Raw genomic sequence first — 24,728 nt, 5'->3', positions numbered from 1 at the left:
TATGTGCATCGCATGCACACCGCGTCCTTCGAAGGCGTCCGCGACGCCGCCCGCCAGCTCCTCGGCCATGCCGTCCGCACCCCGCTGATCGAAAGCCCCGCGCTGAACGAACGGCTGGGCGGCCGGGTGCTGCTGAAGGCCGAAAACCTGCAGCAGGCGGGGGCCTTCAAGTTCCGGGGCGCCTGGAACCGCATCAGCCGCCTGACGCCGGACGAGCTGAAGCGCGGGGTGGTCGCCTATTCGTCGGGCAACCACGCCCAGGCGGTGGCCTGCGCGGCCAAGATGATGGGGACCTCGGCCATCATCGTCATGCCCGCCGACAGCCCCAAGGTGAAGGTCGCGGGCGTCATCGGCTTCGGCGGCGAGGTTCGCCTCTATGACCGCTACACCGAGAGCCGCGAGGACATCGGCGAGGAGATCGCCCGGACGCGCGGCAGCGTGCTGGTCCGTCCCTTCGACGACCCCTTCGTGATCGAAGGCCAGGGCACCGTCGGTCTGGAGATTGTCGAGCAGGCGGACGGCGCCGGCGCAACCATTGACCAGCTGCTGTGCGGCGCCTCGGGCGGCGGTCTGATCGCGGGCATCAACCTGTCCATGGCGGCCCTGGCGCCCGACGTTCCGGTCATCGGGATCGAACCGCGCGACTACAACGACACCCAGCTGTCGATGGCGGCGGGCGAGCGCCTGACGTACGCCCCGGCCAAGGGCACCATCTGCGACGCCCTGATGACCGACCGGCCGGGTGAGCTGACCTTCCCAATCAACCGCCGGCTGGCGCGTGTCGAGACCGTGTCCGACGCGGAGGTGGCCGAAGCCGTGCGCTACGCCTTCCACGCCCTGAAACTGGTGGTGGAGCCGGGCGGCGCGGTGTCCCTGGCCGCCCTGCTGGCCGGAAAGGTCGAGGCGAAGAACCGGACGACGGCGGTCGTTTTGTCCGGCGGCAACGTCGATCCGACCCTGTTCTCGGAGATCATCGAGGGCCGGTTCAAGGGCGAATAAGGGGTTTCGAGAGAAGACGGACGCCGGTAGCGTGGCTGGAAAACCGGAGGATCGCATGCCCAAGCCGTCAGAACTGCAGTCGCTCGTCGGGACCGAGGTCGGGCTCTCCCGCTGGTTCCTGGTCGATCAGGCGAAGATCGACGCCTTCGCGGACGCTACCGAAGACTGGCAGTTCATCCATGTGAACCCGGAGCTGGCGAAACAGACGCCCTTCGGCGGCACGATCGCCCACGGCTTCCTGACCCTCAGCCTCGCCTCGGCCATGTCCTATGACTGCGTCAAGCCGCTGGAGGGCGTGGCGATGGGCGTCAACTACGGCTTCGACAAACTGCGCTTTATCGCCCCCGTGCCCGCCGGTTCGAAGATTCGCGGCCGCTTCAAACTGCTGTCGGCGGAGGACAAAGGCGGCGGCCGCTGGCTGATCAAGCATGAGCTGACCGTCGAGATCGAAGGCGGCGAGAAACCCGCCCTGATCGCCGAATGGTTGAGCATGCAGATGCTTGCAGGTTGAGTTTAGTGGACGTCCTCGCCTTGCTCGGTCGATAACAGCGATTCGAGACCTTCCTACGGGACATCGCCCTTGCACCACGACCACGGCGCCGTCTTCCTGCTCCTGTCCTACGCGGTCGCGGTTCTGGCGGCCTGGACCGCGCTCGACCTGTTCCAGCGCATCCGGGGGCGAGAAGGCCGGGACCAGACGCCGTGGCTGGCCACCGCCGCCGTCGCCATGGGCGGCGGCATCTGGGCCATGCATTTCATCGCCATGCTGGGGTTCAATCCGGGCGCGCCGGTCCGTTACGATCCCGGTCTGACGGTCCTGTCTTTCCTGCTCGCCGTGGCGGGCACGGCGGCGGCCTTCTTCGCCGCTTCGCAGGACCGGCTGGGCGCCGGGCGAATTCCGGTCGCCGGCGCGGTCATGGGCGGGGCTATCGCCCTGATGCACTACGTCGGCATGGCGGCGATGCGGACGACCGCGACGATCGGCTGGCGCATCGAGCTGGTTATCGTCTCCATAATCATCGCCATCGGCGCCTCGATCGCCGCCCTGTGGGCCAGCCGGCGCGAGACGTCGGTGGGCTGGCGCGCCGTGGCCGCGGCCATCCTCGGCGTGGCCGTGGTCGGCATGCACTACACGGGCATGGCCGCGCTCCACCTCCAGCCGGTAAGCGGCGGCATCGGCCATGACGGGGCGCCGCCGCTGGCCATCGCGGTCAGTGTCGCGGCCGTCACGGCGGTGATCCTGTTCATCGGCCTGGCCGCCTCCATGGCGGATGAGCGCGCGCGACTGTTGTCCGTGCTGGCGGCGGCGGGGGTCGGCTACTGGGAGGTCAATCCCCGCGACCGAACCTTCGCCCTGTCGCCCCGGGCGCGGGAACTGGTCGGGCTGGGCGTGGACCAGGCGACCGGCGACGTGGGCCAGCCCGTCTGGCTGGACGAGGATCAGCTTCCCGCTCGCAACCTCGCGCTGGAAGCCGCGCTGGCGGGCGAGGCGGACTATGATGTGGAATATCCGATCGCCGGAAGCGGACGCTGGGTCCATTCGCGGGGCAGTTTGATCCGCTCGCGCTCCGGACGGTCGCTGAAGCTGGCCGGAGTGGTCAATGACAGCACTGACCGCCGCCGCGCCTTCGAAGCGCTGGAGACCAGCGAGCGCCGCCAGAAGCTGCTGATCAATGAACTGAACCACCGGGTGAAGAACACCCTGGCGACCATCCAGGCGATCGCCGCCCTGACCGCGCGCCGGGCGACCTCGGTGGCGGAATTCTCCGCCCTTTTCGAGGCGCGGCTCATGGCGCTGTCCGAGACCCACAACCTGCTGACCGCGACGGGCTGGGAACAGACGACGTTGCAGGACCTGCTGGCCAAGGAGCTGCGGCCCTATTCGCAGGACCAGTTCCGGCTGCAGGGGCCCACCGTGCTGTTCGAACCGCCACAGGCCCTGGCCATGGGCATGGTGATCCACGAACTGGTCACCAACGCCACCAAGCACGGGGCGCTGAGCATCGCGGGGGGGTGCGTGACCGTGTCCTGGGCGGCGCCGGGCGAGGCCGGAACCGTGCTGCTGGACTGGATTGAAAGCGATGGGCCCGCGATCGCCGCCTCGCCGGAGCGGGTCGGCTTCGGCTCGCGTCTGATCGCCACCAGCCTGAAGGGCGACCTCAGCGGCTCGGCCGAGCTGGACTATGCGGCGGGCGGGCTGAAGGCCCGGCTGACCTTCCGCCCCGCTCCGGGCCGACGCGACCCCCTGTTCCGGGAGTCCGCGCCGTCAGAGGCCTGAGGCCGATCAGCCCTCGCCGAGGCAGCGCAGGGCGACTTCCAGATTGCGCAGGCCGTCCTCGCCGGTGACCGCGGGGGTCTCGCCGGTGCGGATGGCGTGGGCGAAGGCCTCCAGCTCTTTCTTCAGTGGCTCGTTCGGCCAGCTCATGACGCCGCGCGTCGAATAGCTGCCGTCCGGCTGCTGGCCGAAATACTCGGTGACCTGACGGGTCATCAGATCGGCGACCACGAACTTGCCCTCGGTCGCCACCTGGAGCGTACGGACCTTGTAGGGGGTGACCCAGTTGGTGGTGATGTGAGCGATGGTTCCGTTCTCCAGCCGGAACTGGAGCAGGGCGGTGTCTTCGCGCTCGGCCTTGGTTCGAGCCAACTGGGGCTGGACCTCGACGATCTCGGAGTCCGTCAGGTGGCGAATGATATCGATGTCGTGGACCGTCAGATCGATGACCACGCCGACCTCCCCCATGCGCGGCGGGAACGGGCCGACGCGGGTGATCTGGATGGAGATGACCTTCTCGCCCTGGATGGCGCGCTTGACCGCCTCGACCGCCGGATTGAAGCGCTCGACCTGGCCGACCATCAGGACGCGGTCGTTGGCCTTGGCGGCGTCGATCATGCGCTGGGCGTCAGCGACCGTGGCGGCGATGGGCTTCTCGACCAGCACATGGACGCCCCTTTCCAGCAGGGCGACCGACAGGTCGGCATGGTGGCGGTTGGGCGTGGCGACCACGGCGGCGTCCAGCCCTGCGGCGACGAAGTCCTCGGCGCGGGTGAAGGCCTTGGCGTCATACAGGCCGGCGACGCCCGAGGCGGTGGCTTCGTCCGGGTCGAACACCGCCGTCAGGTTGAAGTCGCGGATGTCCGACAGCACGCGGGCGTGGTTGCGCCCCATGACGCCGACGCCGGCGACGCCGGCCGTGAGCGGGGTGGTCTGAACGGTCATCCGCTTATCCCTTGAAGCTGGCCACGGCGGCGATGATGCGGTCCTGCGTCGCCTCGTCGAGGTCGGCGTGCATCGGCAGGCTGATGACGCGGTCCTTCAGGCGCTCGGTCACGGGCAGGCCCTGGGGGCCGCGCGGGTACATGTCGTAGGCCGGCTGCAGGTGCAGCGGGATCGGATAGTAGACCGCGGTGGGCACGCCCTGTTCCTTCAGGTGCGCGGCCAGGGCGTCGCGGTCGTCATGCTCGATCGTGTATTGGGCCCAGTTGGAGACGTTGCCGGCGGGCACGTCCGGCACGGCGGCGACGTGGGCGCGCAGGCCCTCGTTGTAGCGGGCGGCGATGCGGTTGCGCCATTCGATCTCTTCGCCGAAGACCTTCAGCTTCTCGATCAGGACGGCGGCCTGGATCGTGTCCAGACGGCTGTTCAGCCCGATGCGCATGTTCAGGTATTTCGGGTCGTGCTCGAAGGTGCGGTCCTTCAGGTCGATGGCGACGGCCTTGCCGTGCACGCGGATCGAATCGATCAGCTGGGCCAGTTCGTCGTCATTGGTCAGCACCGCCCCGCCGTCGCCGTAGCAGCCCAGCGGCTTGGCCGGGAAGAAGCTGGTGGTGGTGATGTCGGCCCACTTCAGCGGGTGCTCGCCGTTGATGGTGCAGCCGAAGCCCTGGGCCGAGTCGCAGATCAGCTTCAGGCCGTGCTTGTCGCAGATGGCCTTGATGGCCGGATAGTCGGCGGGCTGGCCGAACAGATCGACGGCGATGACCACGCGCGGCGTCAGGCGGCCTTCCTTGAGCGTCGCCTCGATGGCGGCCTCCAGGTGGCCCGGATCCATGTTGTAGGTCGTTGCGTCCACGTCGATGAAGACGGGCTCGGCGTCGAACCACGGCACGATCTCGGCGGTGGCGGCGAAGGTGAAGCTGGGCACGAAGACCGCGTCTCCACGACCGATTCCCCACGCCATCAGCGGCAGAGCCAGGGCGTCCGTGCCGTTGGCGCAGCCCAGGGCGTGCTTCGCGTGACCGAAGGCGGCCAGGTCGGCCTCGAACTGACGCACCTGCGGGCCCATGACCCAGGCGCCGCCAACGACAGCCTCCTGGACGGCGGCCTCGATCTTTCCGGCCAGACGCAGGCGCTGGGCCTGCAGGTCGATGAAGGGAATGGTCATGTCGGAATTCTCCGGTCGCGGACGCGCGGGCGGGGGCGGCGTGGATTCAACGCGCCGTTCAGGGTGGGCGCTCCCTACCAAATCGCCTGCGTTCGCGCCAAATCGCAACGGGTCACTTCGGGTGAGGGATTGCAACGAACCGCGCGGGCGCCTATCCCCGTCGCCATGTCGACCGGCCATCCTGCTGTGTTTCTCGACCGCGACGGCGTGCTGATCGAGGACACAGGCTACCCCCATCTCGAATCCCAGCTGCGCATCATGCCCGGCGCGGCCGAAGCGGTGCGGCGGCTCAATCGCCTGGGCTATCTCTGCGTCATCGTGACCAACCAGTCGGGCGTGGCGCGGGGCCTGTTCACCGAGCAGCAGATGCACGCCTTCAACGATCTGATCGTGCGGCGGCTGGCGCTGGGCGGCGGACGCATCGGCGCGGTCTACGCCTGCCCCTATCATTCAGAAGGCCGGGTCGAGGCCTATATCCACCCGGACCATCCGGACCGGAAGCCCAACCCCGGCATGATCCTGCGCGCCATCGCCGAGCATCACATCGACCCCGCGCGCAGCTTCATGATCGGCGACCAGCCGACCGACATGGAAGCGGCCCGCCGCGCCGGCATTCCCGGCTTCCGTTTCGAGGGCGGCAATCTGGATGATTTCGTGCGCGAGCTCCTGGGTCACTGAGGCGCCGGTGACGGGATCGTCAGGGTTCGACCGGTGGGATTTCGCGCGGCGATGAAATACGATCGGGTCTCTACCCCGGAGACCGCATGAGCCAGCCCTATGTCGACCGTCGCTGGAACAGCGCCGATGACCTCAGCCTCTACGCCCGCGACTACGCCCCCTCGGGCGGTCCGGCCAAGCTGCCGGTCATCGCCATCCATGGGCTGACCCGCAATTCGAAGGATTTCGAGGTCATCGCCCCGCTGATCGCCCAGAGCGGCCGCCGGGTGCTGGCCATCGATGTGCGCGGGCGCGGCCTGTCGGACGAGGCGCGCGATCCGATGACCTACCAGCCGGCGACCTATGCGCAGGACGTGCTGGCCCTGCTGAAACAGACGGGCATCGAGCGCGCGGTCTTCCTGGGCACCTCGATGGGCGGGCTGATCACCATGGCCCTGGCCGCCATCCGCTCGAAGGTCGTCGCCGCGGCCATCATCAACGACATCGGTCCCGAGGTGGCGAAGGAAGGGCTGATGCGGATCGCCGCCTATTCCGGTCAGCCCGTCGACACCCCGACCTGGGCCGACGCCGCCGCCTACGCCAAGCGGATCAACGAAGTCGCCTTCCCGCACTATGTGGACGCCGACTGGGACGCCTTCGCCCGCCGCATCTTCCGCGAGGGGACGGAGGGCGCGCCGGTGCTGAACTATGACCCGGACATTTCCGTGCCGATCAAGGCGGCGGGCGCCAAGGCGCTGGTTCCCAACCTGTGGCCCATGTTCGGCCGCCTGACCCGGGGCCGTCAGGTCCTGCTGGTGCGCGGCCAGAACTCCGACCTGCTCAGCGAGGCCATCGCCGCCAAGATGCGCAAGCGTGCGCCCAAGATGGATTTCGTCGAGGTTCCGGGCGTCGGCCATGCGCCCATGCTGGACGAGCCCGAGGCCAAGGCGGCCATCTTCCCGTTCCTGAGCGAAGTGCCCTGACCCACTCCGGGGGGGCGACCCTGCCGTCGGGGATTGAAGCGTGTCAGGATGCGCCGGCGGGTTCGTTTCCGTGACCCGGGAGAGCCAGATGCCCGACTTCATCCTGCTGATGCACGCCCCGGCCGGCGACGAGGCGATGGCTGACTGGGCCCCCTATCTGGACGGGCTGGCGGCCAAGGGCGCGCTGAGGGGCGGGAGCGCGATCGGGGCCGGCGTGGCCTTGCGCCGGGACGGAGCCGAGGCCGCGGTCACCGCATCCTTGTCCGGTTTCGTCCGGATCGTCGCCGATGACCTGGATCAGGCCCAGGCCCTGGTGACGGGAAATCCGACCTACGAGGCGGGCGGGATCGTCGAGGTGCGCGAACTGCCCGTGACCGGCTGACGCCGGATCAGGTCTCCGGGACGTTGGCTTCCAGCTCGTCCAGCCAGACCCGGGCCGTCGCGTCCGAGGGCGCGCGCCAGTCGCCGCGGGGCGACAGCGAACCGCCCGTGACCACCTTCGGTCCGTTCGGGACGGCCGAGCGCTTGAACTGGCTGGTCTGGAAGAAGCGGTGCAGGAATTTGCGCAGCCAAGCCTTGATGGTCGCCAGGTCGTATTCGACCTTCTCGTCTTCGGGCGTGCCTTCGGGCCAGTGGCCGGTGGACGCATCCTTCCACGCCTGATGGGCCAGGAAGGCCACCTTGGACGGGCTCAGGCCGAAGCGGGTGACGTAGAACAGGAAGAAGTCGTTCAGGGCGTAGGGGCCGACGGTCCCCTCCGTGGACTGGATCTTGCCGTCCTTGGCCGGGACCAGTTCGGGCGAGATCTCCGTGTCGAGGATGGCGTGCAGGACGCGGGCCGTTTCGCCCTCGTGTTCCTTCGCCGCCACCCAGCGGATCAGGTGCCGGATCAGGGTCTTCGCCACGCCGCCGTTGACGTTGTAGTGGCTCATGTGGTCGCCGACGCCGTAGGTGGCCCAGCCCAGCGCCAGTTCCGACAGGTCGCCGGTGCCCAGCACCAGCCCGCCGTTCTGGTTGGCCAGCCGGAACAGATAGTCGGTCCTCAGGCCCGCCTGCACATTCTCGAACGTGATGTCATAGACCGGCTCGCCCTTCGCATAGGGATGGCCGATGTCGGCCAGCATGCGCTCGGCGGCGGGGCGGATGTCGATCTCCCCGGCTGTCACGCCCAACGCGGTCATCAGCGCCCAGGCGTTGGACTTCGTCCCCTCCGAGGTGGCGAAGCCGGGCAGGGTGAAGCCGCGAATGCCGGTGCGCGGCAGGCCCAGCCGGTCGAAGGCGCGGCAGGCGACCAGCAGGGCCTGCGTCGAGTCCAGCCCGCCCGAGACGCCGATCACCAGCGTCTTGGATCCGGTCGCCTTCAGCCGCCGCATCAGGCCCTGCACCTGGATGTTGAAGGCCTCGTAGCAGTCCTGATCCAGCCGCGCGGGATCGTCCGGCACGAAGGGGAAGCGGTCGAGGGGGCGGATCAGGTCGGCGGCCGGCGCGGCCTCGCGGGCGGTGAAGCCAATCGTGTGGAAGATCTCGGGCTCGAGCTCGCGCCGGGCGCAGTCCGCGAAGGTGCCGGTGCGCAGACGCTCCAGCCCGATCCGCCCGACGTCGACATCGGCGACGGTCAGATGGCTTTCCATCGAGAAGCGCTCGCCCTCGGCCAGCCGGGCGCCGAGCTCGAAGATGGTCGCCTGGCCGTCCCAGGCGAGATCGGTGGTGCTCTCGCCCCAGCCCGAGGCGGCGAAGACATAGGCCGCCATCGCCCGCGATGACTGGCTGGCGCACAGCAGGGCGCGATCCTCGGACTTGCCGATCACCACATTGGAGGCCGACAGGTTCAACAGGATGCGGGCCCCGGCGAGGGCCTGACGCGTGGAGGGCGGCAGCGGCGCCCAGTAGTCCTCGCAGATCTCGACGCCGAAGACGAAGCCGGGGCGGTTGTCGGCCTGGAAGAGCAGATCGGTCCCGAACGATTGCGAGACGCCGCCGATCAGGATGCTGGTCTCGCCCCCGATCGGCCCCGCCGGGGAGAACCACCGCTTTTCGTAGTATTCCCGATAGTTCGGCAGATAGGTCTTGGGGACGACGCCGCAGACGAAGCCGTTGGCCAGGACGACGGCGCAGTTGAACAGGGCGTCGCCGTTGCGCAGGGGCGCGCCGACGACGACGGTCACGCCGGCCTCACGCGTCGCCTCTGCCACGCGCAGCATCTGGCGATCCACCTCGGCCAGGAGGGCGTCCTGCATCAGCAGGTCGTCGATGGCGTAGCCGCTCAGCGACAGCTCCGGGAAGACGATCAGGTCGACGCCCCGCTCGCCCGCCTGCTTGATCAGGGCGATGTGTTCGTCGGCGTTGGCGACCGGATCGGCGGTGTGCACGACCGGGGTCGCGGCGGCGACGCGGACGAAGCCGTGCGTGGCGGGCGAGTGGAACGAAGACGTCTCAGCCAAGGCGCGATCCTTCAGGTCTTTTGCTCATATAGAGCCGAAGTCGGACTGCGGCTACGTTAGCCCGTGACCTTGGTGACTCCGACCGCTAAACGGAAGTCATGACTGACGCGCCGAAAAAAGGCTGGCTCTCCCGGCTCACCGAAGGCCTGAGCCGTTCCTCCAAGCAGATGACCGAACAGGTCGTCGCCACCTTCGTGAAGGAGCCGCTCAGCGACAAGGCGCTGGAGCAGCTGGAAGAGCATCTGCTGGAGAGCGACCTGGGCCCGGCGGCGACCGACCGGATCGTCGAACGCTTCCGCGACCTGCGCTTCGGCGCGGGCGCCAATGAGCGTGAGGTCAAGGAGGCCCTGGCCGAGGCCGTGGCCGCCGAACTGATCAACCACCAGGCCCGCTACGAGCCGCTGGGCGGCGAAAAGCCCTTCGTCACCCTGTTTGTCGGCGTCAACGGATCAGGCAAGACCACGACCCTGGGCAAGATCGCCTCGGATCTGACCGGCCAGGGCGCCAAGGTCATGATCGTGGCCTGCGACACCTTCCGCGCCGCCGCTCGCGAGCAGCTGAAAGTCTGGTCGGACCGCGCCGGCGCGACCTTCGAGAGCCGCCGCGACGGGGCCGATCCCGCCGGCCTGGCCTTCGACGCCTATACCCGGGCCAAGGCCGAAGGGTTTGATGTCGTCCTGATCGACACCGCCGGGCGGCTGCAGAACAAGTCCGCCCTGATGGACGAACTGCTGAAGATCGTTCGCGTGCTGAAGAAGGTCGATCCGGACGCCCCGCATGAAACCCTGCTGGTGCTGGACGCCACGGTCGGCCGCAATGCGCTGGAGCAGGAAAAGATCTTCGGACGGACGGCCTATGTTTCCGGCGTGGTGATGACCAAGCTGGACGGCACGGCGCGGGGCGGGGTCCTGGTGCCCGTGGCGCAGGCCTCGGACGCCCCGATCAAGCTGATCGGCGTCGGCGAGGGCGTCGACGATCTGCAACCCTTTGACGCGCGAGCCTTTTCAAGGTCTCTGGTGGGACTCGAGGACTAGACCATGACCGAGAGCAGCACCGCCGAGCGCCGCAACTCCAACATCCGTCAGGCCGTCGATTTCGGCGCCCTGCTGGCCTTCATGGCCGCCTATGCGGTCAATCGCTTCGCCCGCGGGCTGGACGGACAGGAAGCCCTCGTCCAGGCGACCTGGGTGCTGGTGGGTGCGTCCGCCCTCGCCCTGATCGTCGGCTATGTGGTCGAGAAGCGGCTGGCTCCGCTGCCCCTGCTGACCGGCGGTTTCGCCCTGATCTTCGGCGTGCTGACCCTGGTCTTCCACGATCCGACGCTGCTGAAGATCAAGCTGACCATTCAGAACGGCCTTCTGGCCGTCGTGCTGCTGGGGTCGCTGCCGCTGAAGAAATATCCGTTCAAATATCTGCTGGGCGACGCGATCAAGATCACGGATCTCGGCTGGCGCGGGCTGACCCTGCGCTACGGCCTGTATTTCGCGGCGGTGGCCATCGTGAACGAGATCGTCTGGCGCACCCAGGGCGACGACACCTGGGTGGCCTTCCGGGGCGGGCTCTGGATCGCCTCGGCCGCCTTCGGCATCTGGCAGGTGTTCTTCATCATGAAGCATCTGATCAAGGACGATGTGGAACCGGATCCGGTCTCGCCCGATACCGGTCTGTAGCCATCGCGGGATCGTCCGTCGTCAAACCGTAAAACGTGCCTGCTACCTGTAGCGCTGCAGCCGAGGGGATACGGTTCATGGTCAAGTCCGGTAACAAGCCGAAGCGCGGCGGAGCCCTCGCGGCCTCTCCGAGCCATCTGATTCACCGCGCCCTGCAGTTGGCGCTCGACATCTATGCCGAAGAGACGGGTCCGGACGGTCTGACCCAGCGTCAGTTCGCGGTCCTGGAGGCGGTCAGCCACAAGGCGGGCCTGACCCAGACCGACTTGGTCCGCGCCACCGGCATCGACCGTTCGACCCTGGCCGATCTGGTCGCCCGCATGACCACCAAGGGCCTGCTGGACCGCGAGAAATCGGCCATCGACGCCCGCGCCAAGGCGGTGCGCCTGTCGGCCGCCGGCGAGGTCGCGCTGGAAGCCGCCCGCCCGCGGGTCGAGGCCGCCGACAAGCGGATCATGGCCCTGCTGCCCAAGGGCAAGCGCGACGGCTTCCTGGAGCTGTTGGGCGAACTGGCCGGTGAAGCCGACGCCGCGCCGGTGAAGGCCAAGGCCGAAGCCAAGGCCGCTAAGAAGGCCGCCCGCGAGATGAAGAAGGCCGAGAAGGCCGCCAAGAAGGCCGACAAGCCCGCCAAGACGGAAAAGCCCGCCAAGGTGAAGAAGACCAAGGCGCTGGAGCCGGCGTAGGCGGCAGGCTCGGTCGCGCTCGGGGCGGCAAGCGGCGAGCCCAGCTAGTGATTAGTGGCTAGTGATTAGTGGTTCGATGCCGCGTGCCTCGGCGCGTAAATCGCGGGCGTCGGCGCTGACGCCGCCATCCACTAATCACTAGCCACTAATCACTTCCAAGCCGCCGACGGGGCCGGTTGGCCGCCGCCGGCTCTGGCGGCTCAGTCCATCAGCTGCTGCGCCAGATAGACGTAGTGGCGGGCCCAGCGGCGGGCGTTGGCGACCGGGTCGGCGTCGTTCGAGTGCCCGCCGGCCGTTTCCTCATAGTACAGATGGTCGTAGCCGAGGTCGCCCAGCCGCGCCGCGAACTTGCGCGCATGGCCCGGATGGACGCGGTCGTCGCGGGTGTTGGTCGTGATGTAGACGCGCGGATAGTGTGCGCCCGGACGAAGCTGCTGATAGGCGGAATAGCGGGCGATCCAGGCGGCTTCCTCGGGAATGCGCGGGTCGCCGTATTCGCCGATCCACGACGCCCCGGCGGGCAGCTCGTGATAGCGCAGCATGTCGATCAGCGGGCTTTCGATGACCGCCGCGTGGAACAGTTCCGGGTGCTGGGTGATCGACACCGAGGTCAGGACCCCGCCGTTCGACCGGCCGTAGATGCCCAGGCGGCGCGGCGAGGTGATGCCCCGTTGCTCCAGGTCGCGCGCCACGGCGGCGAAGTCGTCGAAGGCCAGCTGGCGGTTCTCGTTGAGCACGGCCTGGTGCCACTGCGGTCCGAACTCGCCGCCGCCGCGGATGTTGGCCTGCACGAAGACGCCGCCGTTCTCGAGCCACAGCTTGCCCATCTCGGGCTTGTAGGCGGGCGGGAAGCTGACCTGGAAGCCGCCATAGCCGAACAGGATGGTCGGGGCCGGGCCGCTCTGGTTGCGCGGGCGGGTGACGAAATAGGGAATCTTCGTCCCGTCCGACGAGGTGGCCTCGAACTGCTCGGTGACGTGGGTCGAGGCGTCGAACTTGGCGGGGGCGGAGCGGATCGGGACGATGGCGTTCGGCGAGCGCGCCGACGCGTCCGAGCGGCGGGTGATCGGGAAATCGACGTCGAGCAGGCCCAGCGACGGCGGGGTGAGGAAGTTCTGGGACGAGACGAACAGTTCGTCCCGGCCCTTGGAGCGGTCGCCCAGCGCGATGGCGCTGTTGTCGGGAACCGCGACCTCGCGTTGGGCCCAGCCCCATTCGCCCCGGTTGGCGAAGATCGACAGGCGGCCGCGGACATTGTCGTTATAGGCGACGACGACCCGGTCCGAGAACACGGCGACGCTGTCGATCGACTGGCGTGGACCCGGCGCGAAGATCTCATGCGACTGGTTGCTAACGATAACGTCGCCGTTCTCACGCAATTCGGCCGGGGCATAGGCCTGAAGGCTGCCCGCGACGATATCGCGGCCTCCGTTCCGCCACCTCTCGTCCGGCGAGAAGATCAGCAGTCCGCCGGACGTGCCGTAGATCGACACCTTGCCGGGCAGCTTCAGCCGCACCGGTCGGCCGTCGACCAGTTCCCAGGTCTCGGAGCTGAAGGTGTCCAGGGGGCGGCTGATGATGACGGCTTCCACGCCGCCGTCCTTGTTCCGATAGACGCTCGGGCTGACGCCATAGCCGCCGTCGCCCTGTTGACCGCGATAGACCTCGGTCGCCTGGGCCAGGGTCTGGCCGCGCCTGAGGGATTTGACGATGAAGGGGTAGCCGCTCTCCGTCAGGGTCCCGGGACCAAAATCGGTGGCGACCAGAAGGGTGTCGCGGTCCAGCCATTCGAGGCGGTGCTTGCCCTCGGGCAGGACGAACCCTCCGTCCACGAACCTGCGGGTCGTCGTGTCGAACTCGCGCACGACCACGGCGTCCTTGCCGCCGTCCGACAGGCTGATCAGGCAGCGGGTCTCATCCGGCGCCAGGCAGTCGGCGCCCTTCCAGACCCAGTCCTTGCCCTCCGCGCGCGATAGCGCGTCAATGTCCAGCAAGGTCTCCCAACGGGTGTTCGCCGCGCGATAGCCGTCCAGTGTCGTGCGCCGCCAGATGCCCTTGGGATTGGTTGCGTCCTGCCAGAAATTGCCGATGCCGTCGCCGAGGAAGCTGGGCGAGGGGATACGGTCGGTGGCCGTCAGGATGGCCTCGGCCTCGGCGCGGAAGGTCTCGTAGCGCGGGTCGCCGGTCAGGGCGGCCAGCGACCGTTCGTTCTCGGCGCGGACAAAGGCCATGGCCTCGGTCCCGTTGACCTCTTCCAGCGCCAGATGGTCATCGGCGGCGCGAACGCCGGCGGGGGTGAGATCGGCGGGGTAGTGGGGCGCGGGGCGGCGGGGATCCGCGATGACGACTTCATCCGAGCCCGCCGTTTGGGCGAACGCGGGCGAGGCGAGGGCGACTACGGCCACGCTCAGCATCAGTGACTTCATCATCGCTTTCACTCCGCTCATCAGTTCCTCCCCCAAGGGGGAGGGGCTCAGTCTGCCTATTCCTGCGCCGGCGAGTCCATCAGGCGGCGGGTCAGATAGGTGTATTCGAGCGCCAGACGGCGTGCCGTTTCCTGCAGGTTGGCGCCGGCCGCGTGCCCGCCGTCGGTGTTCTCATAGAACAGCACCGGATAGCCGAGCTCTTCCAGACGGGCCGCCGCCTTGCGGGCGTGGCCCGGGTGGACGCGGTCGTCCTTGGTCGAGGTATGGATGAAGACTTCCGGATAGGGCTGGCCCGCCCGCAGGTTCTGGTAGGGCGAATACTGCTCGATCCAGGCGCGCTGCTCGGGGATGTCCGGATTGCCGTATTCGGCGATCCAGGAGGCGCCGGCCAGCAGCTTGTGGAAACGCAGCATGTCGAACAGGGGCACCTGGATGACGGCGCCGTTGATCAGGTCCGGGCGCTGGGTCAGCATGGCGCCCATGAACAGGCCGCCCTGCGAGCCGCCCATGATTCCCAGGTGCGGCTGGCTGGTGATGTTGCGGGCCTCCAGGTCCAGGGCCACGGCCTGGAAGTCCTCGTGGGCGCGCTGGCGGTTCTGCTGCAGGGCCGCTTGGTGCCAGCGCGGGCCGAACTCGCCGCCGCCGCGGGTGTTGGCGACCACATAGACGCCGCCGCGCTCCAGCCACAGCTTGCCGACCGTGGCCGAATAGCCGGGCAGCAGGGAGTTCTGATAGCCGCCGTAGCCGTACAGCAGGGTCGGGTTGGAGCCGTCCACCGGCATGTCGCCCTTATGGACGACGAAGTAGGGGATCATGGTCCCGTCGGCGCTGCGGGCCTCGAACTGCTCGACCACCATGCCGGTGGCGTCGAACTTGGCGGGCAGGGACTTCACGACGGCCGCCTGGGTTGTCGCCGCGTCCGCGAGGTACAGGCTGGACGGGTTCAGGTAGCCGGCGACGCTGACGAAGACCTTGTCGTCGCTGTCCGAGGCCGAGCCGACGCCGACGGTGACGTTCTGCGGCAGGTCCAGGCGAGTGCGCGCCCATTCGCCCGACGGGTTGGGCTCATAGACATAGACCGAGCCGCGGACGTTCTCGTACAGCGCCACGACCAGCTTGTTGCGGGTGTTCGAGATGCCCTCGATGGCCTCGCGGTCGGTCGGGCGGATGACCAGCTGGGCGGGTGTGGCCGGATTGGCCAGCCATTGCTCCAGGTTCCAGGCGATCACGTCGCCGGTGCGGAACTGCTGGCCCGACGGAGCGGTCCAGTCCTGATCGGTGGTAACTACCAGCTGGCCCTGAACCAGGGCGTTGATGTTGGATTTGGCCGGCAGTTGCAGCTGGGTCGTCGTGCCGTCGGCGTTCAGCCGCCAGGTCTCGCCTTCGTAGAAGCTTACACCACGATTTATCAGGGTCGCCTTCACCACGCCGTCGGCGTCACGCAGGGTGTAGCCGCCGACCGAGACGTCGGTCTTCTGGCCCTCGAACACGACCGTGGCCTGGTCGAGCGACTGGCCGCGGCGCAGCAGGCGCAGGGTGCGCGGATAGCCGGAGTCGGTCAGAGTGCCTTCGCCGAAGTCGCGTGAGATCAGCAGGGTGTCGGCGTCGATCCAGGTCGCGCCGCCCTTGGACTCCGGCAGGACGAAGCCGCCGTCGACGAACTGTTTCGTCTGCCGGTCGAACTCGCGGACCGTGACGGCGTCCTTGCCCCCATCGGAGAGCATGACCAGGCAGTGAGTCTCTTGCGGCGGCAAGCAGGTGACGCCCTTGTAGACCCAGTTCTTGCCCTCCGACGCGGCCAGAGCGTCGATGTCCAGGATGGTCTCCCAGCGCGGCTCCGCCGTGCGGTAGCTGTCCAGGGTCGTGGTGCGCCAGACGCCGCGCACGTGCGTCGCATCCTGCCAGAAATTGTCCAGCGTGCCGTCGCGGTTGAAGCCGACGCCCGGGATGCGGTCACGCGACTGGACGATCTCTAGCGCCTGGGCGTGCAGCTGGGCGTAGCGGGGATCGCCCTGCAGGACGCCGAGCGACCGTTCGTTGTGGACCCGGACCCACTCCATCGCCCGCTCGCCCTCGACCTCTTCCAGCCACAGATAGGGATCGGTCGCGTCCGAGGTGGCGAACCCTCCGGTCGGGGCGTTGGCGGAGGCGGGGGCGGCGGTCTGGGCCATGGCGGCGCTCGAAAGGGCGGAGGTGGCGAGAAGCGCGGCGAGCGCGGCGGAACGGATCATGTGGGTACTCCCCCGAAAATGTCGCGGCACCTTATCCGCCGTCGTCCCCCCGACAAGGCGAAGCCTCAAACGTTACAGGTTTGTCATGCGGGCGGCGTCACGCGCCCTCGTCCGGAATGCACAGGACCTTGCCGCAGGCCTTGCAGTGGACGGCGTCGGGATCGTGTTTCTTCAGGCCGCAGGTGGGGCAGTCGTGGCTGATCTTGTGCGGTCGGAAGATAGTCTGGGCCAGCCGCAGGAACAGAGTGATGCCGGTCAGCATGACCACGATCGACAGGACCCGGCCCCAGGCTCCAGGCAAGGTGATGTCGCCGAAACCGGTGGTCGTCAGCGTGGCGACAGTGAAGTAGAGCGCGTCCAGATAGCCGTGGATGTCGGAGTTGTGGCCGCGGAAGGTCGCGTAGACAAAGCCCGTGACCACGAAGATGAAGGTGACCAGGGCGGACAACGCCCGGGTGATCTCCTCCACCCGGGTGTCGTCCCATTTGTGGCCGACCGTGCGCCAGAAGAACTCGGAGTTCAGCAGGGTCCACAGGCGCAGCAGCCGCAAGAAACCGAAATTGCCCAGGACGTCGGGGAACAGCAGGGTGGCCAGGATGAACAGATCGACCCAAGTGGCGGGCTTCTTGAGCCAGTCTTTGAGGTCGGTGTGGGCGTAGGCGCGTCCCGCCAGGTCCAGGGTCAGGATCGTCGCGATCAGATAGTCGATCACATAGAAGACCAGCCCGGCCTCCTGCAGGATCGGCGTGGCCAGGAAGAAGGCGATGATGGCGAAATCGACGACGATGACCGCCAGCCGGAACCGCACCGCCAGTGGCGACGAGCCGTGGTAGAGATAGCGCAGCCGGGCCCGCAGGCGCAGGCCCTCGGCCTTCGGCGGCTCGACCACGGACGCGGCCTTCCGGGCGGCTTTTCCGGCGGTCTTTGGGGCAGGCTTCGCACGACTCATGGCCCAGCTTAACGCCGTTCTCTCGTGTCAGGTCCAGTCTGGCCCTATATGAAGGCTGAAATGACCCGTCCCTTCGTCAAGATGAACGGCGCCGGCAACGACTTCGTCGTCGTCAATGCGCTGGAAACGCCGTTCACGCCGACGGTCGAGCAGGTGCGCGCCATCGCCGACCGCGAGACGGGCGAGGGCTGCGACCAGCTGATCTCCATCGAACCCTCGATCGACGCCGACGCCTTCATGCGCGTGTGGAACGCCGACGGGAGCATGGTCGAGACCTGCGGCAACGCCCTGCGCTGCGTGGGCTGGGTGTTGATGGAGTCGACCGGCAAGGACCGGGTAGTGATCGACACCGCCGGCGGGCCGACCGTCGCCACCCGCGCGGCGGGCGGCCAGGTGACCGTCGACATGGGCGCGCCGCGTCTGGACTGGACCCAGGTGCCGCTGGCCGAGGAGATGGACACCCGCGGCATCGAGCTTCAGGTCGGGCCGATCGACGATCCGGTCCTGCACACGCCGGGCGCGGTCTCGATGGGCAATCCGCATGTGGTCTTCTTCATGGATCATGCGCCGAACGACGGCTTCGTGCGCGGCTCCGGCTCGCTGGTCGAGCATCACCCGCTGTTCCCCGAAGGGGTCAATGTCGGCTTCGTCCACGCCCTGTCCCCCGATCATATCCGCCTGCGGGTGTGGGAGCGCGGCGCGGGTCTGACCAAGGCCTGCGGCACCGGCGCCTGCGCGGCCCTAGTCGCCTCGGCCCGACGGGGCGTCACCGGGCGTCATGCGACGGTGGACGTCGACGGCGGCCGTCTGGTGATCGACTGGGACGAGGCCTCGGACCACGTCTTCATGACCGGCCCGATCGAGGTCGAGCGGACGGGGCTGCTGGCGGTCTAACGATGCCGCCGGGCGATCAGCGCCCAGACGGTCACCGCGACGCAGGCGCCCAGGCCCAGCCAGCCGATCCCGTCCCAGGCGCCGTCGCCCAGCAGGGCGCCGACCAGTCCGGTCAGGGACAGAATGGCCACGACCAGCGGAACGGCGAAGATCGCCTTCAGGCTCAAAGGGCCGGTCTTCATTTCGCGCCCCGCTTCACCGACCGATGCTTGACCCACCAGAGGTAAAGCCCGCTGCCCAGAATGACGATGGTCGCCAGGTCCAGGAGGGCCCACAGGATCTTCAGCGGCAGGCCGCCGTAGTCGCCGAAATGCAGCGGCTGGGACAGAGACAGGGTCTTCACATACCAGGGCGCGGGGGCGACCGCCGCCAGTTCGCCGGTCCGGGCGTCGATCAGGGCCGGCGTCGTCAGATGCTCGGTCAGCGGCGTGTCGCCGTGGAAGAAGACGGCATAGTGATTTTCGGTCGAATAGGTGGAGCCGGGGAAGGCTACGAACTGCAACGTCATGCCCGGCAGCGCCTGTTTGGCTCGCTCGACGGCGGCGTCCAGCGATCTGCGCTCCGTCAGGGCCACGGGCGCGTCATAGGCCGCCGTCAGCTCCTTCAGCGCGGTGTCCTTCCAGTAGGCGATGATCGGCACCGCCAGGGTGTTGACCACCCCGGTCAGACCCACGACCAGCACCCAGGCCACGGTCACCACCCCCAGCAGGTTGTGATAGTCCAACCAGCGGGTCCGCGCGGCCTTGCCCGCCCGCACCGTGCCGAACGGCAGGCGGCGCATGAAGGGGGCGTAGAGCACCACGCCCGACACCAGCGCCGCCACCAGCAGCAGGCCCATGGCGCCGAGGAACAGCATCCCCGCAAGCCCCAGGAACATGTCGGTGTGCAGTTGTAGAATGAACTCCATCACCGGATGGCCGGCCACCAGCGGCGCGGCCTGGCCGGTGAGCTGGTCGATCGGCTGGAAGCTGTATTTCCCGTCGGGACCGTTCGGGTCGATGCTGGTGACGTTCACCACCGGCCGTTCGACATCGAAGCTCATGAAGGCGGGAATCTCGCCGGGCTTGCGAGCGAGGGCGACGTCCAGGACCTGGTCGAGGTTCAGTTTGTCCGCGCCCGGGTCGGCGGGTGCGGCGGCTTCGTGGCCCAGCAGGACGTGATCCAGCTCGTGCGTGAAGACGAGCGGAAGCCCCGTGATGCAGAGCATCAGCAGGAACGTGGTCGAGACCAGGCTCGACCACTTGTGAACCCAGGACCAGGCGCGGAGGGTCCGGGGCTTCATCCGCTTCAGAAGTCCGTCGAGATCGACACCCGGAAGGTGCGCGGGGCGCCGAGCGTCAGGTAGTTGGCGCCCGGATAGCCGCCGGCGGCGACCCATTGGTCCTCGTCCGCCAGGTTCTCGACCCGCGCGCGGATCGTCAGCGGACGCTCGCCGGCTTCGAACTCATAACGCACGCCGGCGTCGAAGCGGGTCCAGGAGTCCAGCTCGATGGTGTTGTCGGCGCTGACCGGCTGCGATCCGGTGTAGATGGCGCGGCCCTCAAGGGTCAGGCCCGACACGGCCGCCACGTCCCATTCGACGTTCAGGTTGGCCTGGACCTCCGGCACGCCGATGGCGGCCTTGCCCGACAGCGCAGGCGTAATGGAGCGGGTGACCTCGGCGTCCATCAGGGTCAGACCGCCCAGCAGACGAAGGCCCTCGACAAGCTCGCCATAGACCGACAGCTCGATCCCCTGGTTCCGCTGCTCGCCGCCGGCGGAATAGACGCCGGTGGGCGGGGTGCTGCCCGCCGTGGGCGTGAACAGTTCGTTCGGCAGGGTCAGGCGGAAGGCGTTCAGCGTCGCGCCGAAAGTCCCGGCGTCGTATTTGACCCCGGCCTCGACCTGCTCGCCCCGGAAGGGGTCCAAGACCTCGCCCTCGTTGCTGACCCGCACGCCGTTGACGAAGGCCGGGGCGGTCTTCGACGGGATCAACGCCTCGGCGTAGTTGGCGTAGAGCGAGATGTTCCCGGTCGGCTTGTAGACCAGGGCGAAGGCCGGGGTGATCGCGTCCCCCTCATAGCTCGAGCCGTATGCGCCGGTGACGTAGCTGTAGGAGCCGGTTTCGACCTTCTGGTAGCGCGCGCCGATGGTGGCCAGCAGGCGGCCGTCGAGGAAGGACATCTGGTCGGCGATCGCGAGGCTGGAGGTGCGGACCCGCTCGGTGACCTGCGGGTCACCCATGTCGCCGCCGCCGGGATAGTAGGTGGTCGGGGCCGCGACGACGGTGGGCGCATAGAGGTCCCACGCCACATTGACGTCGGAGTAGGTGTAGGCGTTGCGCGATTTCAGCTGCAGCGACGAGGCGGAGGCGACCAGGCGGTGACCCACCGGGCCGGTCCTCAGGTCGGCGCGAATGCCCACGTCGCCGGACCAGACGGTGTCCTCGCGGATGTTGTCGAAACGGGCCGCGCTCAGCGCCCCGGCCGGAGTGCTGTTGGGGTTGGCGAGGCTGTTGTCTTCCTTGCCGGTGCGGCCGCCGAAGGCCGCCCAGACGGTGACGTCGTCGGTCAGGTCGAACTCGCCGCGGGCGACGCCGAACAGCTGTTCCTCGTCGGTATAGGTCCAGGGCTGGGCGAAACTGCCGTCCGCCGAGGGCGGCGTCGGAACGGCGCCGAGCGGGGTGACCGTCGGGCGCGGAGCGTCGATGTGATGGTTCTGCCAGCCGAGGTCGGCCGAGAAGCGGGCGCGGTCGCCGCGGCGGTCGATGCCGAGGCCGAGCACCTGAAGCTCGCGGTTCTCGCCGTCGACCGTGCTTTCGCCGTCGCGGGCCGCGACGTTCAGACGGGCGCCCCACTCGTTGTCGGCGCCGAAGCGGCGCGAGAAATCGCCGGCGGCATAGAGGGCGTCGCCGCCGTCCCAGCCCAGCGTCAGGCGGTTCAACGGAGCGTCGCCCGCGCGCTTGGGCGTCAGGTTGAAGGCGCCGCCGACGCCGCTGCCGCCGGGAGCCGCGCCATTCAGGAAGGCCGTGGCGCCATGGAAGACCTCGACCCGCTCGATGAACTCCGAGGCCACGAACTGGCGCGGCAGGATGCCGTACAGGCCGTTCCAGGTCATGTCGTCCGAGTACACGGGGAAGCCGCGGATGACGTATAGCTCCTGGAAATTGCCGAAGCCCTTGGTGACGCGCACCGCCGGGTCGTTCTGCAGCACGTCGCCGACGCTGCGGGCCTGCTGGTTGCGGGCCAGCCGCTCGGTGTAGCTGGTCACGGTGAAGGGCGTGTCCATCAGGTCCTGCGAGCCGAACATGCCCACCCGGCCGCCGGTGGCGACCTGGCCGCCGGCATAGGCTGGGGCCTGCCGGACCTGCGAGCCGGTCACCACGACTTCACCCAGGTCGGTGGTCTGGGCGTCCTGTGCGAAGGCGGGGCCTGCGGCCAGTCCGGCGGCGGCGGTGGAGAGCAGCAGGATGGAGCGGAGGGTCACGGGATCGCCTTGGGGGAGGGCTGATATTGAGAACGGCTCGCAGTAACAGCCGCCCTCCGCCCTGACAACCGATCTGGCGGGCCGCCTTTCGCCGCAGGCGGCCGGGTCGGCGGAAATCCGCTCAAAAAGCGCCGCCCGCTGTCACATTTTCCGGACAGTCTCGGCCTACCCCGGCGTTCAAAGCCCGCGCCGCCGGGACGCGGCTTCCCTCGCGTCAGCGGTTGTTCCTTCCGGCCCCGCGCACTAGGAACAGGGTCGAACTGAACACGCGCGAAGGCGCGACCGGAAACGCCGAGAGCCATGCCCGACCTGACAGACAAGCAGACCTTCTCCGACCAGGACGCGCTGGACTTCCACCGCTACCCCGCTCCGGGCAAGATCTCGATGGCCCCGATCAAGCCCATGGCGACCCAGCGCGACCTGTCGCTGGCTTATTCGCCGGGCGTGGCGGTGCCGGTGCTGGCCATCGCCGCCGATATCGACAAGGCCTACGACTACACCTCCAAGGGCAATCTGGTCGCCGTCATCTCGAACGGCACAGCCATCCTGGGCCTGGGCAACCTCGGTCACATGGCGTCCAAGCCGGTGATGGAGGGCAAGGCCGTCCTGTTCAAACGCTTCGCCGACGTCGACAGCTTCGACATCGAGGTGAAGACCACCGATCCGGACGAGTTCATCACCGTCGTCAAGAACATCGGCGACACCTGGGGCGGCATCAATCTGGAGGACATCAAGTCCCCGGAATGCTTCGAGATCGAAAGCCAGCTGCAGGACCTGCTGGACATCCCGGTCTTCCATGACGACCAGCACGGCACGGCCATCATCTCGACCGCCGGCCTGATCAACGCCGCCCACATCGCCGGCAAGAAGCTGGAAGACCTGAAGGTGGTCCTGGTCGGCGCCGGCGCCGCGGGCCTGTCGTCCATCGGCCTGATGAAGGCGGCGGGCGTCCGGGCCGAGAACACCGTGATCCTCGACCGCGACGGCGTCGTCTACAAGGGCCGCCCCAACATCGACCAGTGGAAGGCGGCGCACGCCACCGACACGCCGCACCGCACGCTGGAAGAAGCCATGGTCGGCGCCGACGTGGTGCTGGGCCTGGCCGCCAAGGGCGCGATCACCAAGGAAATGGTCGCCTCGATGGCGCCCAATCCGATCATCTTCGCCATGGCCAACCCGGACCCGGAGATCACGCCGGAAGACGTGCGCTCGGTCCGCTCCGACGCCATCATCGCCACCGGCCGGTCGGACTATCCGAACCAGGTCAACAACGTGCTGGGCTTCCCCTACATCTTCCGCGGGGCGCTGGACGTGCGCGCCCGCCGCGTGAACCACGAGATGAAGGTCGCCTGCGCCGAGGCCCTGGCCGCCCTGGCCCGCGAGGACGTGCCGGACGAGGTCGCCGCCGCCTATCGCGGGCGCAAGCTGAAGTTCGGGCCGGACTACATCATCCCGTCGCCGTTCGATCCGCGCCTGATCTGGTTCATCCCGCCGTTCGTGGCCCAGGCCGCCATGGACACCGGCGTGGCCCGACAGCCGATCGAGGACATGGACGCCTATCGCGTCTCCCTGCGCCAGCGCCTCGATCCGTCGGCCGCCCTGATGCAGAATATCTCGGGCGCCGTGCGCGCGGCGCCGAACAAGCGCGTGGTCTTCGCCGAGGGCGAAGAGACGGCCGTGATCCGCGCCGCCTGGGGCTTCAAACAGGCCGAGCTGGGCACGCCGATCCTGCTGGGCCGCGAGGAGCTGATCCGCAAGAACGCCGCCGAAGCCGGTCTGAGCTTCGACGAGATGGGCATCGAGATCATCAACGCGCGGATCAGCGACCGCAACGAGGAGTACACCGACTGGCTGTACGCCAAGCTGCAGCGCCGGGGTTATCTGCGCCGCGACGTGCAGCGGATGATCAACCAGGACCGCAACTATTTCGGCGCGACCATGATCGCGCGCGGTCAGGCCGACGCCATGGTCACTGGCGTGACCCGCAACTTCAACATGGTGCTCAAGGAAGTCCGCCGCGTCCTGGACGTGAAGGAGCGGATGATCGGCCTGTCGATCCTGCTGGCCAAGGGCCGCACCCTGTTCGTCGCCGACACCTCGATCCACGAACTGCCCAACGCCGACGAACTGGCCGAGATCGCCATCCAGGCCGCCGCCACCGTGCGCAAGCTGGGTAAGGTCCCGCGCGTGGCCTTCCTCAGCTATTCCACCTTCGGCAACCCGCCGGGAGATCGCGGCGAGAAGGTGCGCGAGGCCATCCGCATCCTCGACTGCAAGGGCGTGGACTTCGAATACGAGGGCGAGATGCCGCCCGAGCTGGCGCTCGATCCGGAACTGCGCGGGCGCTACCCGTTCATGCGCCTGACCGGCCACGCCAACGTCTTGGTCATGCCGGCCATTCATTCAGCCGCGATCTCGACGCGACTGGTCCAGTCCCTGGGCGGCGCGACCGTGATCGGCCCGCTGCTGGTCGGTCTGGAGAAGTCGGTGCAGATCGTCTCCCTGGGCGCCTCGGTCTCGGAGATCATCACCGCCGCCACCTTCGCCGCCTATGAAGAAGGCGCTGAAGGCGAGGAGTAGCCGACCGCCGGCGTCCTGATCGGTCAGACCCGGAGGAAGCCCCAGCCGTCCGCGCGCCCGCCGTGCGACCGCGCCAGGGCGTCCAGGCGCGCCTCCGTGTCCGTGATGGTCTCGCAGGTGGGCCGCATCGTCTTGGACGCAACGACGTCCCAGGGGTCTTCCCCGTCATCGAACGCCTTCACTGTGGCGGCGAAGCCCTCCCGCTCAGCGTCCTGGGCGAAGGCGTCAGCGGAGGCCTGATCGGGAAAGACGTGTGAGAAATCGATGGAGCGCGGCGGGTCGAGATCGACGCCGCCGGCTTCCATCTTCCGCAGGATCGCGGCGTTCTCCTCGAACAACGACATCGGCATCCCTCAGGGCAAACG

21 protein-coding genes are annotated in these 24,728 nt (G+C 68.2%); 11 read left to right on the top strand and 10 right to left on the bottom strand.

What is annotated here, in order from left to right:
- The first annotated feature begins 12 nt into the window (after nucleotides 1-12).
- From AC1RRF_RS10280 to AC1RRF_RS10270, 3 genes are all read left to right on the top strand, one after another.
- Nucleotides 13-999: a threonine ammonia-lyase gene (locus AC1RRF_RS10280; RefSeq protein WP_492834341.1), complete on the top strand. Its 987-nt coding sequence runs from the start codon at nucleotides 13-15 to the stop codon at nucleotides 997-999.
- Nucleotides 1,000-1,054: 55 nt separating this feature from the next.
- On the top strand, nucleotides 1,055-1,510 hold the full coding sequence (locus tag AC1RRF_RS10275) for a MaoC family dehydratase (RefSeq protein WP_492834340.1): 456 nt from the start codon (nucleotides 1,055-1,057) through the stop codon (nucleotides 1,508-1,510).
- Between the two features lie 69 nt (nucleotides 1,511-1,579).
- Nucleotides 1,580-3,277, top strand: coding sequence for an MHYT domain-containing protein (locus AC1RRF_RS10270; RefSeq protein ID WP_492834339.1), 1,698 nt, complete (start codon nucleotides 1,580-1,582; stop codon nucleotides 3,275-3,277).
- A 6-nt stretch (nucleotides 3,278-3,283) separates the two neighbouring features.
- Here AC1RRF_RS10270 and AC1RRF_RS10265 read toward each other — a convergent pair whose 3' ends face one another.
- Nucleotides 3,284-4,219 (bottom strand): Gfo/Idh/MocA family protein, encoded by a 936-nt coding sequence (locus AC1RRF_RS10265; protein ID WP_492834338.1) that lies wholly within the window; start codon nucleotides 4,217-4,219, stop codon nucleotides 3,284-3,286.
- A gap of 4 nt (nucleotides 4,220-4,223) precedes the next feature.
- Nucleotides 4,224-5,384: a DegT/DnrJ/EryC1/StrS family aminotransferase gene (locus AC1RRF_RS10260; RefSeq protein ID WP_492834337.1), complete on the bottom strand. Its 1,161-nt coding sequence runs from the start codon at nucleotides 5,382-5,384 to the stop codon at nucleotides 4,224-4,226.
- Between the two features lie 165 nt (nucleotides 5,385-5,549).
- On the opposite strand from AC1RRF_RS10260, the gene AC1RRF_RS10255 reads away from it, so the two are divergent.
- The 3 genes from AC1RRF_RS10255 (at nucleotide 5,550) to AC1RRF_RS10245 (ending at nucleotide 7,406) form a co-directional block, all read left to right on the top strand.
- Nucleotides 5,550-6,062: a D-glycero-alpha-D-manno-heptose-1,7-bisphosphate 7-phosphatase gene (locus AC1RRF_RS10255; protein ID WP_291834668.1), complete on the top strand. Its 513-nt coding sequence runs from the start codon at nucleotides 5,550-5,552 to the stop codon at nucleotides 6,060-6,062.
- A gap of 86 nt (nucleotides 6,063-6,148) precedes the next feature.
- Nucleotides 6,149-7,024 carry an alpha/beta fold hydrolase gene (locus AC1RRF_RS10250; RefSeq protein WP_492834336.1) on the top strand — a complete coding sequence of 292 codons (876 nt, stop codon included), beginning with the start codon at nucleotides 6,149-6,151 and terminating at the stop codon, nucleotides 7,022-7,024.
- 88 nt (nucleotides 7,025-7,112) lie between these two features.
- Nucleotides 7,113-7,406 carry a YciI family protein gene (locus tag AC1RRF_RS10245; protein ID WP_492834335.1) on the top strand — a complete coding sequence of 98 codons (294 nt, stop codon included), beginning with the start codon at nucleotides 7,113-7,115 and terminating at the stop codon, nucleotides 7,404-7,406.
- Between the two features lie 7 nt (nucleotides 7,407-7,413).
- Here the strand turns inward: AC1RRF_RS10245 and AC1RRF_RS10240 are convergent, their stop codons facing one another.
- Nucleotides 7,414-9,465, bottom strand: coding sequence for an NAD(+) synthase (locus AC1RRF_RS10240; protein WP_492834334.1), 2,052 nt, complete (start codon nucleotides 9,463-9,465; stop codon nucleotides 7,414-7,416).
- A gap of 98 nt (nucleotides 9,466-9,563) precedes the next feature.
- Here AC1RRF_RS10240 and ftsY point away from each other — a divergent pair, with 98 nt between their 5' ends.
- The 3 genes from ftsY (at nucleotide 9,564) to AC1RRF_RS10225 (ending at nucleotide 11,818) form a co-directional block, all read left to right on the top strand.
- The gene (gene ftsY, locus AC1RRF_RS10235; RefSeq protein WP_492834333.1) at nucleotides 9,564-10,499 is read left to right on the top strand and encodes a signal recognition particle-docking protein FtsY; all 936 of its coding nucleotides are present in this window, start codon (nucleotides 9,564-9,566) and stop codon (nucleotides 10,497-10,499) included.
- A 3-nt stretch (nucleotides 10,500-10,502) separates the two neighbouring features.
- On the top strand, nucleotides 10,503-11,135 hold the full coding sequence (locus AC1RRF_RS10230; RefSeq protein WP_492834332.1) for an inner membrane-spanning protein YciB: 633 nt from the start codon (nucleotides 10,503-10,505) through the stop codon (nucleotides 11,133-11,135).
- Nucleotides 11,136-11,212: 77 nt separating this feature from the next.
- A complete protein-coding gene (locus tag AC1RRF_RS10225; protein WP_492834331.1) occupies nucleotides 11,213-11,818 on the top strand; it encodes a MarR family winged helix-turn-helix transcriptional regulator in 606 nt (201 codons plus the stop codon).
- 200 nt (nucleotides 11,819-12,018) lie between these two features.
- Here AC1RRF_RS10225 and AC1RRF_RS10220 read toward each other — a convergent pair whose 3' ends face one another.
- The 3 genes from AC1RRF_RS10220 to AC1RRF_RS10210 form a co-directional block, all read right to left on the bottom strand.
- Nucleotides 12,019-14,265 (bottom strand): prolyl oligopeptidase family serine peptidase, encoded by a 2,247-nt coding sequence (locus AC1RRF_RS10220; RefSeq protein WP_492834330.1) that lies wholly within the window; start codon nucleotides 14,263-14,265, stop codon nucleotides 12,019-12,021.
- A 35-nt stretch (nucleotides 14,266-14,300) separates the two neighbouring features.
- Nucleotides 14,301-16,475, bottom strand: coding sequence for a prolyl oligopeptidase family serine peptidase (locus tag AC1RRF_RS10215; RefSeq protein ID WP_492834329.1), 2,175 nt, complete (start codon nucleotides 16,473-16,475; stop codon nucleotides 14,301-14,303).
- A gap of 97 nt (nucleotides 16,476-16,572) precedes the next feature.
- A complete protein-coding gene (locus AC1RRF_RS10210) occupies nucleotides 16,573-17,424 on the bottom strand; it encodes a potassium channel family protein (protein ID WP_492834328.1) in 852 nt (283 codons plus the stop codon).
- A 60-nt stretch (nucleotides 17,425-17,484) separates the two neighbouring features.
- On the opposite strand from AC1RRF_RS10210, the gene dapF reads away from it, so the two are divergent.
- A complete protein-coding gene (dapF, locus tag AC1RRF_RS10205) occupies nucleotides 17,485-18,318 on the top strand; it encodes a diaminopimelate epimerase (protein WP_492834327.1) in 834 nt (277 codons plus the stop codon).
- On the opposite strand, the gene AC1RRF_RS10200 is transcribed toward dapF, so the two are convergent.
- Genes AC1RRF_RS10200 through AC1RRF_RS10190 form a run of 3 tightly spaced genes read right to left on the bottom strand, consistent with a single transcriptional unit; the run spans nucleotide 18,315 to nucleotide 21,783 of the window.
- Nucleotides 18,315-18,500 carry a hypothetical protein gene (locus tag AC1RRF_RS10200; RefSeq protein WP_492834326.1) on the bottom strand — a complete coding sequence of 62 codons (186 nt, stop codon included), beginning with the start codon at nucleotides 18,498-18,500 and terminating at the stop codon, nucleotides 18,315-18,317. The genes dapF and AC1RRF_RS10200 overlap by 4 nt on opposite strands.
- Nucleotides 18,497-19,696, bottom strand: a complete 1,200-nt coding sequence (locus tag AC1RRF_RS10195) for a PepSY-associated TM helix domain-containing protein (protein ID WP_492834325.1) — start codon at nucleotides 19,694-19,696, stop codon at nucleotides 18,497-18,499. The genes AC1RRF_RS10200 and AC1RRF_RS10195 overlap by 4 nt, the downstream gene beginning before the upstream one ends.
- Nucleotides 19,606-21,783 (bottom strand): TonB-dependent receptor, encoded by a 2,178-nt coding sequence (locus AC1RRF_RS10190; RefSeq protein WP_492834324.1) that lies wholly within the window; start codon nucleotides 21,781-21,783, stop codon nucleotides 19,606-19,608. The genes AC1RRF_RS10195 and AC1RRF_RS10190 overlap by 91 nt, the downstream gene beginning before the upstream one ends.
- Nucleotides 21,784-22,083: 300 nt before the next feature.
- Here AC1RRF_RS10190 and AC1RRF_RS10185 point away from each other — a divergent pair, with 300 nt between their 5' ends.
- A complete protein-coding gene (locus tag AC1RRF_RS10185) occupies nucleotides 22,084-24,363 on the top strand; it encodes an NADP-dependent malic enzyme (protein WP_492834323.1) in 2,280 nt (759 codons plus the stop codon).
- A gap of 23 nt (nucleotides 24,364-24,386) precedes the next feature.
- Here AC1RRF_RS10185 and AC1RRF_RS10180 read toward each other — a convergent pair whose 3' ends face one another.
- Nucleotides 24,387-24,707, bottom strand: a complete 321-nt coding sequence (locus AC1RRF_RS10180; RefSeq protein ID WP_492834322.1) for a ribonuclease E inhibitor RraB — start codon at nucleotides 24,705-24,707, stop codon at nucleotides 24,387-24,389.
- Nucleotides 24,708-24,728 lie beyond the last annotated feature (21 nt).

The sequence above is a fragment of the Brevundimonas sp. GW821-FHT12C05 genome, from assembly GCF_058807475.1.
Note: the sequence above shows the minus strand (reverse complement) of the source record. Positions and strands in the feature narration are given on the sequence as shown.